Source organism: Empedobacter sp. GD03797, assembly GCF_029842105.1.
Lineage (GTDB): Bacteria > Bacteroidota > Bacteroidia > Flavobacteriales > Weeksellaceae > Empedobacter > Empedobacter falsenii_C.
This window is the reverse complement of sequence record NZ_JAOCFS010000024.1, coordinates 39,324-50,198: the sequence shown is the minus strand read 5'-3', so window position 1 is coordinate 50,198 and position 10,875 is coordinate 39,324. Positions and strand designations below refer to the sequence as shown.

Below are 10,875 nucleotides of genomic sequence, written 5' to 3'. Positions count from 1 at the left end.
GAAAAAAAACACCTTGTCAAAGTTTTTGAATCTTGACAAGGAGTTTTTAGTTTGTGTTCTGTGATTTAAGAATATTCCTTTTGTTTATAGATAAGACACCTTAGTTATTAGCTGTAGTTTTGTTAAAAATTAATATCTATTTGATGATATGATATTGGTAAATTAAATTCTGAATTTAGGAATTTTAAATACTTTTGGGTTGATTTATCAATTGGATATTCGCCTGCAATTACAATTTCATCTGCATATTTTTTTCCGTCAAAGTAGGTATATTCAAATATTTGTCCAAGGGCTTCTCTAATACATTGTTTTGCTGAGTTGGAAGTTTTAATTTCATAAAAAGTAAATAAATTATTTATTTTTAAAACTAAATCTATTTTTTTTCCATTTAAAAATATTTCCATTCCAACAGTTTCTTCACCAAATACTGATGTTAGCTTTTTGTATAGTTTTTCTTGTAAGAACGAATGTCTTGCATTTACATTTATTTGTTGTTGGGTTCTTGTGTATTTAGTGCTTTGAGGAAGGTTTGGTCTTCCACTAGCAAATATAAATCCAGTTGTAGATTTTTGGTTTTGAGGTCCAATTGTAATGTTTTCATTTTCTACTTCGATATAGATGTTCAATAAATCATCAAAATCTTTAAGAATTTCAATTACATTAACATTATTATAATCAACTAATTTTCCTATAAAAATAAAAGTTCCAATTTTTGTTAGTTGTTCATTTATTTCAAATACATTGTTTATTACACTACGTTTTCCATTTTGCCAATACCACATTTTATAGTCAGAAAATAAATCAGGTTGATTTATTATTAGAGAATTTAAACGTAATATTTTTGGAAATAAATCTTGAATATTAGGTAATGATTGACTTGGTTCTAATGAAAATGCAATTCCATATCTAATCCCTTCATCTTCATTACCAATGTTGAATTGTAATTCTTTCCTTCCTCCATAATGGAACGCCCAATCATCAAATGTTGTTTTATCATTGAATATTTTTGAGCCAGGTTTTGCTTTTAAATTTTTTAGATTCTTTCTTATTTCTTGTAGATTTCCGATTTTGAAATTAGATGATAATTCATCAATTTTTAAAGCTAAGTCTTTTATATTCATATCACGAAAGAAATATTATAGCTAACATATTATTTTATAAAATATAGATTGGTATCTATATCTGTATTTTGTTCAATTACTCGCTAATATAATTATTTATAAACGAATTGTTTAATAAAAATATATTTCACCTTAGCAGAATTTTCATTTTATTACAAACAAGTCTGTTTTACCTTTCTCGAGTCCTTGGTTTATTATAAACAAGTGTGTTTTAGTTTGCCTGAGTCCTCGGTTTATTACAAACAGGTCTGTTTTACCTTTCCTTAGTCCTTGGTTTATTATAAACAAACCTGTTTTAGCTTTCCTGAGTTCTCGGTTGATTAAAAACAAGTCTGTTTTACCTTACCCGAGTCCTCGGTTTATTACAAACAAGTCTGTTTTACCTTTCCTGAGTTCTCGGTTGATTAGAAACAAGTCTGTTTTAGCTTTCCCGAGTCCTCAGTTAATTACAAACAAGTCTGTTTTACTTATTTATAATAAAAACTATTGTTTGATAATAATATATTGATTAAGTTTATAAAACACTAACATTAAGTGAATTATAATCTAAAACAATCTACTATGAAAATTACATTAACTTCATTATCTACAAAAAATCTGGCGACATTAGCGCAGCGAATTATCAATTCTTCTCAAACTGGAAATTATACCATTGTAGAGAATCACCCTTTGTTGTTATCGCTTATTGCGAGTTATCAAAACTACGATACGGTATACGCAAAGTTGACTTACAGTGGAAAAGGAAAAGAGGTGGCGACAGCTGATAAAGAGCGAGATGTTGCATTTAGTAACATGAAGGCTTTCCTGAATGGTTACCGCAAATTGACTTCTGTTGCAAACTATCAAGATGCGGAAGCTTTGTATAAAGTTTTCCAAACGTTTGGATTGGATTTGGACCGATTGAGCTATTCTGCCGAAACAGCGCAATTGAAGAAGCTTATCGAAGAATTAGAAAAGCCTGAAAACACACAACGTCTCACAAATTTAGCGCTTGCAACGGCTTTTACTGAACTGAAAACAAAGCATACAGATTTCGAGGTATTATTTGCGCAACAAGCAGAGGCCAACGGAGATTTGCGCCAAATTGCTAGTGCTTCATCTACTCGAAAAGAATTGGAACAAGTGCTGCGATCTTACCTCAATCTAATTACAGCGATGAAAGATGTACCAGATTGGACAAAATTGTACCATGATTTGAATGAAATTGTGAAAGCTGCAAAGAATAGTTCTCTGTCTACTAATGGAACAAACGAACCGACATTATAAAATTATTAAACGTTAATTACTGAATAAAAAAAAACTCCATCTCATTAGTTTGAGGTGGAGTTTTTAATATAATTAATTTCTATTTGTGATGTTGATAAGATTATAGCTCTTCTAATACTAAAGATGCATTAGCTAATTGTTGACTCCAAAAACCATGTAATTTACCATCTTTAAAAGTTGGAGAATCTTTAGCTCTAATTACTTTTATTTTATCTTTTGAATTTTGTAATAAAACTTCTAATGCAACTTTCTTAGAATTTGAATCAATTCTTGTAATACATTTTTTAGGGATATGATGAGATTTTAATCGACCATCTCCTCTGTAATCGGTAGTTATGTATCCATCATCTTGTTCTATTTTAAAGAGTTTCTTAAATTCTAGTTCATCAAATACTAAAAAACCATTTGCATGAGCTTTTTCACCAACAGCAAGATATTGATCCTCTATAATTAATAAGACACCTTCATCTTTTAGAGTATTAAAAACAGAAGTTGGAGAATTGAATAAGTTTATCCAATATTTTGGTTCAATTTCATGAAAAACATTACTCATTATGATAAAATCAAAAGTGTTTTCACCTAAAGAAGAAATTAATTTAGCTTTATCATTAAAAAATCTAGTAGAAGAATCACCATAAATTTCTTTAAATAATTCTTCTAATTCATCTTTATATTCTTCTGTTATATCAAAACCATAAAAGTCTAACCAATCAGTAACGTTTCTACCATTTAATCTTTCGTTTTCATGAATTGAAGCAAGTAATCTTCCTTTACCTATACCAAAGTCTAAAACTTTAATTTTTTCACCCGAATCAATCTTTTTTTGAATTAACTTATGAATTTGGTTAGTTTGAGGATCAGTATTATCCGTAAAAACAACTTCAGGATTTAATAAACTTTCATAAGCAAAATTATTCATTGACATTTTCGCTGGTAAATCTAAAAAATTAGATAATTTATCAATTTCGCTTTCATCTCCCAATAATCCATTTAAAACTTTTTGCGGGACATTACCTGCATATGATATTTTACCATTTTCCATATACCAAATATTTGAAGGATCAAAATGTGCTAATACGTTAATAGAATGTGTCGCAATCCAAATTTGACCATTTCTTACTTGAGAAGATATTTTGTCAAGTACTTCTATAAGAGCAGCAGGATGTAAGTGATTTTCTGGTTCATCCATAAAAATAATTAAATTATCTAATTTAATTTCTTGAGCATACAAAGCCATACAAAATTGGAGTAAAATAGTTTGTCCATCTGATAAGTTTGCTTCACCAATCCTAGTATTAAATATTGTAGGATTTCCATCAATATCACTTTCTAAATCTGTATTTAAAAATAGTTTAACATATTTTTTTAATTTTTCATAATCTTGAATTGCTTTGTTTTTATCTTCTTCCGAAATTTTTACTCCAGAGGATGCAGTAATCCATCTCTTTACGACTCTATCTATTTCTGGAATAGCTCCGTTAGCAATGGATTCAATACCAATTTCATAAATATTATTAGCATAATTATCAATTTCACGTTTTGAAATAGTATAACTATCGGTTAATCTTAATGATTTCGGGACAAAATAAACAACAGAAATAGCTTCATCTTTATCAAACTCGAAATACTCCAGACTTATTAATTTTGATTCACTTATTTTTAATTGTTCATAATAATATTTTAAGTTATTAACAATACCTTCGCGGCTTGTTCCATATTTATGAATTATCTCTTCATCTGATATTTGCAAATAGTTCTCATAAATTTTAATTTGCTCTTTATGAGATTTTACATCTCTGTTTAATTCTATTTGTCTTGTACTATTTGGTATATTTATTAAATTATCTTTAATAAGATTTAATAATCTACTTTTACCTGATCCATTTTTACCAGCTATTAAAACAATATCTTTTAATCTGTCCATTTTTACAGCAGCAAGTCCAATACCAGATGTTATAGTTTCTGGTAAATCTATTTTTTTTACTTTCATGTCTTTAAAGTACTAATTATAGTATAAGATTCAAATTCTAAAATAATCCATTTATATTTAATTCAACAAAAAAATCCATCTCAAGAACTGAGATGGATTTTACATTTATAAAAAACCTGAAATACTAAAAATAATTATTCTGATTAATGTCCTGCACTGATTACTTTACCTGCTCCTTTTTTGATAAAGAACAAAATAAATGGAATACAGATTAGGAAAACTACACCCAAATACAAGAAAACATCCATGTACGTTAATACAGTAGCTTGTTTGGTAACTTGTAAATCGAGTAGGTTGTAGGCTTTATTTAATGCTTCATTTGGGGCAAAACCTTTGCTCACGAAGCTCATTTGTAAATTCTGAATATGTTTTTGTACATCAAAATCGGATGTATCAAGATGCGAAACTAAATTTGTTCGGTGTCCAACTGTCCAACGAGAAATAAATGTTGTAATAATCGCGATACCAAAAGATCCTCCTAACTGACGCATCATACCTGTAAAGGCAGCTCCTTCACCAATTTGTTGCCCTTTCAAGCTTGATAGTGAAAGTGTGGTAACAGGTACAAATAATAATCCTAATCCAACTCCACGTACAATTAAAGGCCAGAAGAAATGCTCGGAACCTGTGTCTGGTGTTAAGATTTTGTATGACCAAAAACTGTAACAGAAAAAGATAAAGAATCCTCCTGCAACCATATATTTTGGTGGTACACCTTTTTGTAACATTGTTGCGATGATTGGCATCATGAATGCAGTCATCAACGATGAAGGAATTAATAATAAACCTGCATCAGTCGCTGTCCATCCTAAGATTGATTGTGTATAAATTGGAATAACGAATGTCGATCCATATAATCCAAATCCTAAGATGAAGGATAAAATAGTACCAACTGCCAAGTTGCTATCTTTCAGTACACGTAAATTTACAATCGGATGTTTGAAAATTAATTCTCGCCAAACAAATAAAATGAATCCGAAGAAACTTGCAATACTCAAGGTTACAATTGTCGAATCTGAGAACCAGTCGTCTTGTTGTCCGTGTTCTAATACATATTGTAACGATCCAACTGCAATGGCTAATAAAATAATTCCCAAGAAATCGACTTGACTTAGTTTTGATTTCTCTGCGTATTTTGGACTGCGAACAAATGATATCGTTAACAATACGGCAATAATCCCGATCGGAATATTGATGTAAAATATATATGGCCAAGACCAATTATCAATAATATAACCTCCCAAAGGTGGACCAAGCGTAGGACCAACGATAACTCCCATTCCGTAGATAGCTTGCGCTAAACCACGTTTTTCGGGTGGATAACTTTCGGTAATGATGGTTTGCGAAGTTACCAACAGCGCTCCACCACCAAGTCCTTGTATAAATCGGAACAAGATAATTTCCCACAATGTTGTTGCGTTTCCACAAAGAAATGAGGCAACTGTAAAAATGATAATCGAAGCCGCAAAATAATTGCGTCGTCCAAATTGTTGCGACAACCAGCTGGTCATCGGCACTACAATTACGTTGGCAATTGCGTAAGCGGTAACCACCCACGCAATATCAGTTAAAGAGACACCCAAACTACCTTTCATGTCGTTCATTGCAACGTTAACAATTGTTGTATCAACAATCTCTAACAATGCACACATGATGGCGGTAATGGTGATGATTACACGTCTTGCACCATATTCAACTAAATTATTTTCTTCCATAATTTTTCTGAATAGGTGTTATTACTTTGCAGAAGTATTCGATTTTAAAAGAATATCAGCTTCCACGTTCATACCTGGACGAATCATTTTCAACATTTCGTCTTTTTGATCGATAAATTCGATTTTAATAGGAAGACGTTGAACTGTTTTTACGAAGTTACCAGACGCATTATCTGGAGGTAATAACGCAAATTTAGCACCAGTTGCAGGTGATAAAGACGTTACTTTCGCTTTGAATTCGTGGTTTGGATATGCATCTACTTTGATGATGGCTTCTTGTCCTTCTCTAATTTTTTCTAATTGAGTTTCTTTGTAATTTGCCACAACCCAAATATTATTTGTAGTCACAATATTAAACAAAGATTGACCAGCTTGAACCAATTGTCCTGGTTGTAAATTAATTTTAGAAACTTGTCCATCTTCAGCCGCAATTACATACGTATAAGACAAATATAATTTTGCATTATCGATGTTTGTTTTGCTTTGACCAATTGCTGCTTCTGCAACTTTAATTTGTGCTTTCGAAGCATCAGCTTGTGCTTTCGAAGTGTTTACTTGTTTTGCTGTAGCTTGCGCTTGTTTTGCTGTAGAAGCTAATTGAGCACGAGAAACACCTAATTGTTCTTGTACAATTCGTAATTGTTTTTCAGCTGTTTCTTTTGCTGCTAAAGCTTGCTCGTATTGTTGTTTTGTGATCGATTGATTTTGGTATAATTTATTGTAACGATCAAAATCATTTTTCGTTCTCCAAACTTGTACTTTTGCTGCTTCTACATTTGCTTGAGCTGTATTAACACTTGCTTGAGCTGTTTCGATTGTAGTATTTGCTGCAACTGCACCAGCTTCTGTCACTCCAATTGCTGCACCAGCTTGAGAAACGCCTGCGTGAGCAACTCCTAATTGACCTTCTGCTTGTAATAAAGCATCTTGTGATTGTTGTAATTTCAAGGCAAATTCAGATCCGTCCAAAACAACTAACGTATCACCTTTGTGAACCATTTGGTTATCTTCTACTAAAATCTTCTGAATGTATCCTGAAACTTTAGGAATAACAGGTGTTATTTTTGATTCAATTTGTGCATCATCAGTAATTTCGTGCGCTTGTCCGTGTAAATATTTATAAACTCCATATCCACCTCCAAGGATGATTAATGCTCCTAAAACGATGATAAATTTTGAATTTATTTTTTTCTTTTCTTGATTATTTTCTTCCATATCGAGAGGTGTTATTGTACGTTTTCTAATAAAATTCCTGTAGTATAGTAATATTCGTAGATCGCTAATTGTTCGTCAGCATCTCCGACAACTTGATTGATTTTTGCTTGCAATTGTTGTACATCCGCTTCTAATAAATCGTCTGTATCAGCCAATCCGTTGTCATTTTTATCTTTTACAATTCTGTAGTTTTCGTTCGCTTGTTCTACAGCTTCTTTGTAAACATTATTTTTCTTTTTTGCTAAATCATACTTTTGAAAAGCTTCGTTCATTTCAACTTTAGCTTTATCAATTGTCGTTTCTTTTTGCATCTCATTTTCTAATTTCTGAGCTTTTGCAATTTCAACTTCTGCTTTATTTTTATACAAAGAAGATAAATCATATTTCAATCCGACACCAACATTTGTTGCATTTGTAACCGAAGCAACTTTATCAATATCCATCGCAATATATCCAGCTGAAACCGCTAATTGAGGGTAATAAGCTGCTTTCGCAATTTTGATTTGACTATCAGCAATCTGATTTTTTACATCATATGATTTAATATCTGTACGATTGACGTAATCTTGAGAATTTTGATTGATGGTTTTCAAGGTTTCTACATTATCAACATGAACGATTTTACTTTCGTCTTGTCCAGTCAATAAATTCAATCGGTAATTAATGTTTTTGTATTGCGTTTCGGCTTCATCAATTGCAACTTGCACATTCGATGCTTGTAATTTTGCTCTCAACAAATCATTTCTCGCGATGATTCCGTTATCCAAAAAGTTTTGAAAATCTTTCACACGTTGATTTGCTCTCACTAAGTTTTCATTCAAAACATCGATAGAACGTTGCGTTTTGTACAATCCAAAATATAAATTAATAGCTTGCCAAACCACATTTTCTTTTGTTGCTTCGATTTAAAAGTTTGATAAATCAACCATCAATTCACTGCTTTTGATTGCATTTTTAATTTTAAATCCAGCAAAAACAGGGACAGAAGCACTTGCTTGTCCTAATAATAATTGGCTCGGTTCAACTCCCATTCCTCCACCAGAAGATTGCATCGGAAGTTTGATGTCTACATTTGTTGTCGTAAACAAATGCATGTATTGTCCACTCAACGAAATGTCTGGTAAACGATTGTTTTTCGCGCTTTGTACTTTATACTCACTTGTATTTTTAGCAGCTTCGGCAACTTTCACAGATTTGTTGTTCTGCAAACTTTGTTGAATAACTTCCTGCAAAGAAACGTTGGTTTCCTGCGCATGAGCGAAAGTAGCAACAACTAAACAAATCGGTAAGAAAATTTTATTTTTCATCGTATAGTAAAATTGCTTTTAAAGAATCTATTAAATAAGGGTAATATTCTTCGTGAATATGTTCTGTAAACTCTTCATGAGAAGATAATCCCCATTGTTTCATATATGTTTTTTCGTTCAAAATCAAATAAGATGTTCCACCAATAACTACCATTACAACAGCTTCGGCAGGAGCTTTTCTTTTAAAAACGCCTTCAGAATATCCTTCACTAATAATATTTGTGATATATTCTAAATTTTTTGTTTTTAAGTCATTGACTTTACAATCAATTTCTAAAATTGAATCTCTTTTCGAATATTCTCTTGCCATAATTCGATGAAATTCAGGTTTATCCAAAATTCTATTCAAATAAGCTTTTAGGATTGACTGTAACTTTTCAAATGGAGAAAGTGTAGAATTTTGTGAAATTGAGGCCAATGATTCATTGAAAGTTGTGATACGCCAACTAAATAAATTCTCGACCAATTTATCTTTTGATCCAAAATAATAGCTAATCATCGCAATGTTAATGTTTGCTTCTTTTGCAATTTCTCGAACACTTGCAGCATCAATTCCTCGTCTTCCAAAAACTCGTTCAGCCGCGCCCAAAATTTCTATTTGCTTCTCACTTAATTTCATCTTATAAAAATTGAACGTGCCAAGTTAAACAAACGTTTAATTAATTTAAAAAAAATAAGTATTTATTTTAATGATTTTTTATAATTCATTGATTAACTTTTGTCTATGAAAGAAATTTTTCTACATCATATTTGGAAATTGAATCAATTTTCACATCAAAGCTTACAAACTTTTCATGGAGATTTCATTGAAATTGTGAAAGTTGGAAAGTTAAACCATCATGCTGGGCCAGATTTTTTGGAAGCAGAAATCATCATTGGCGATAAATTGTGGATTGGAAGTGTCGAAATGCATGTCAATTCTTCGGATTGGAATTTTCATCAACATTCAAATGATTTATCGTATCAAAATGTGATTTTACATGTCGTTTGGAATCACGATTGCGAAGTTGATATTTTGCGTCAACGTAATGTGCAAACTTTGATTTTACAAGATTTTGTAAAACCGGAAATTGTTTTTAATTATCAAAATATCATCAATTCTAAATTGGATAAAATTTATTGCAAAGAGTTTTTAAATTCAATTGATTTGAAACAATTTTCTTTTTGGTTTGAACGAATTTTAATTGAACGTTTCGAAGAGAAAACAAATGATATTGTACAAATTTTAGAACACAATAATTCGAATTGGGAAGAAACATTGTTCAGAAGTTTGGCAAAGAATTTTGGCTTGAAAGTGAATGTAGAAAGTTTTGAGATTTGGTCAAATTCTTTTCCGTTCAAAGTTTTGCAAAAAATACAATTTAATGCCCAAAAAGTTGAAGCTTTGTTTTTTGGACAAGCTGGATTTTTAGAAGAAAATTATGAAAATAATTATTTTAAACAATTAAAAAACGAATATCAATTTCTGAAAAATAAATATCAATTACAACCAATTGAAAATAGTTTGTTTCGATTTTCGAAAATGCGACCAATTGGTTTTCCAACGATTCGTTTAGCGCAATTGGCTTCTATTTATGTGAATTATCAAAGTTTGTTTTCGGAAATTATTCAGCCCCAAAATTTGAAAGGATTTTATAAAATCTTCGAGAAGTTGGAATTAAATTCTTTTTGGGAAACGCATTATACATTCAAAAATGAATCGAAATTTCAGCTTAAAAATCTTTCAAAAGATAAAATAAATAATTTGCTCATCAATTCTATTATTCCGATTCGTTATGCATTCGAGCGACAAAAAGATGAGGTGGAAATTGATTTTTATTTGGATTTATTGAATGAAATGGAAGCAGAAAATAACTCGATTTTAGATGAATTTGAACGAATTGGTTTCGAAAATAAATCGGCAAAAGATTCGCAACAATTAATTCAGCTCAAAAAAAGATATTGCTCCGAAAAAAAATGTTTAAATTGCGCTATCGGACAACAAATTTTACGTTAAATGAAAGATCAAATAAGGAATTTTACCGAAACAGAATGGTTCAATGTGATTTCGCGATTTGCTGATAAATTGGGAATTCGTGTTGCAAAATTACGTTTGATTTTCATCTATTTAACCTTCGCTACTTTTGGTTTAACATTTGTTGGTTATTTTATTATGTTATTCTTTTTTTGGGTAAAAGATTGTTTTGTCATCAAACGAAAATCTGTTTTTGATTTGTAAAAAATATTTACAAATACTTAAAACCTATTATTAATTTTATACT

9 protein-coding genes and 1 pseudogene are annotated in these 10,875 nt (G+C 30.8%); 3 read left to right on the top strand and 7 right to left on the bottom strand.

Features of this window, described 5'->3' with window-relative positions; translation table 11 throughout:
• Positions 1–122 precede the first annotated feature (122 nt).
• A complete protein-coding gene (locus N5D90_RS13525) occupies positions 123–1,121 on the bottom strand; it encodes a hypothetical protein (protein WP_180905121.1) in 999 nt (332 codons plus the stop codon).
• 561 nt (positions 1,122–1,682) lie between these two features.
• Here N5D90_RS13525 and N5D90_RS13520 point away from each other — a divergent pair.
• Positions 1,683–2,387: a DUF6261 family protein gene (locus tag N5D90_RS13520; protein ID WP_280062837.1), complete on the top strand. Its 705-nt coding sequence runs from the start codon at positions 1,683–1,685 to the stop codon at positions 2,385–2,387.
• A 100-nt stretch (positions 2,388–2,487) separates the two neighbouring features.
• Here the strand turns inward: N5D90_RS13520 and N5D90_RS13515 are convergent, their stop codons facing one another.
• The 6 genes and pseudogenes from N5D90_RS13515 to N5D90_RS13490 form a co-directional block, all read right to left on the bottom strand.
• Positions 2,488–4,377 (bottom strand): AAA family ATPase, encoded by a 1,890-nt coding sequence (locus N5D90_RS13515; RefSeq protein ID WP_280062836.1) that lies wholly within the window; start codon positions 4,375–4,377, stop codon positions 2,488–2,490.
• A 143-nt stretch (positions 4,378–4,520) separates the two neighbouring features.
• Positions 4,521–6,092: a DHA2 family efflux MFS transporter permease subunit gene (locus N5D90_RS13510; protein ID WP_280062834.1), complete on the bottom strand. Its 1,572-nt coding sequence runs from the start codon at positions 6,090–6,092 to the stop codon at positions 4,521–4,523.
• A 21-nt stretch (positions 6,093–6,113) separates the two neighbouring features.
• Complete coding sequence (locus N5D90_RS13505; RefSeq protein WP_280062832.1) at positions 6,114–7,307, bottom strand: HlyD family secretion protein; 1,194 nt, start codon at positions 7,305–7,307, stop codon at positions 6,114–6,116.
• An 11-nt stretch (positions 7,308–7,318) separates the two neighbouring features.
• Positions 7,319–7,900, bottom strand: a complete 582-nt coding sequence (locus N5D90_RS13500) for a TolC family protein (protein WP_257468003.1) — start codon at positions 7,898–7,900, stop codon at positions 7,319–7,321.
• A 54-nt stretch (positions 7,901–7,954) separates the two neighbouring features.
• Positions 7,955–8,614, bottom strand: a pseudogene (locus N5D90_RS13495) (TolC family protein); the annotation flags it as partial.
• Positions 8,604–9,233 carry a TetR/AcrR family transcriptional regulator gene (locus tag N5D90_RS13490; protein WP_280062831.1) on the bottom strand — a complete coding sequence of 210 codons (630 nt, stop codon included), beginning with the start codon at positions 9,231–9,233 and terminating at the stop codon, positions 8,604–8,606. The pseudogene N5D90_RS13495 and the gene N5D90_RS13490, both read right to left, overlap by 11 nt.
• A gap of 105 nt (positions 9,234–9,338) precedes the next feature.
• Between N5D90_RS13490 and N5D90_RS13485 the strand changes: the two genes are divergently transcribed.
• Both N5D90_RS13485 and N5D90_RS13480 read left to right on the top strand, forming a co-directional pair.
• The gene (locus tag N5D90_RS13485) at positions 9,339–10,610 is read left to right on the top strand and encodes a DUF2851 family protein (protein ID WP_280062830.1); all 1,272 of its coding nucleotides are present in this window, start codon (positions 9,339–9,341) and stop codon (positions 10,608–10,610) included.
• Entirely contained in the window at positions 10,611–10,832 is a 222-nt protein-coding gene (locus N5D90_RS13480; protein ID WP_038332996.1) for a PspC family transcriptional regulator, read from the top strand.
• The last annotated feature ends 43 nt before the right edge of the window (positions 10,833–10,875 follow it).

Excerpts from the sequence above, each read along its gene's own strand:
- N5D90_RS13525 (WP_180905121.1), bottom strand. The coding sequence starts at position 1,121 with ATGAATATAAAAGACTTAGCTTTAAAAATTGATGAATTATCATCTAAT.
- N5D90_RS13520 (WP_280062837.1), top strand. The coding sequence starts at position 1,683 with ATGAAAATTACATTAACTTCATTATCTACAAAAAATCTGGCGACATTA.
- N5D90_RS13515 (WP_280062836.1), bottom strand. The coding sequence starts at position 4,377 with ATGAAAGTAAAAAAAATAGATTTACCAGAAACTATAACATCTGGTATT.
- N5D90_RS13510 (WP_280062834.1), bottom strand. The coding sequence starts at position 6,092 with ATGGAAGAAAATAATTTAGTTGAATATGGTGCAAGACGTGTAATCATC.
- N5D90_RS13505 (WP_280062832.1), bottom strand. The coding sequence starts at position 7,307 with ATGGAAGAAAATAATCAAGAAAAGAAAAAAATAAATTCAAAATTTATC.
- N5D90_RS13490 (WP_280062831.1), bottom strand. The coding sequence starts at position 9,233 with ATGAAATTAAGTGAGAAGCAAATAGAAATTTTGGGCGCGGCTGAACGA.
- N5D90_RS13485 (WP_280062830.1), top strand. The coding sequence starts at position 9,339 with ATGAAAGAAATTTTTCTACATCATATTTGGAAATTGAATCAATTTTCA.
- N5D90_RS13480 (WP_038332996.1), top strand. The coding sequence starts at position 10,611 with ATGAAAGATCAAATAAGGAATTTTACCGAAACAGAATGGTTCAATGTG.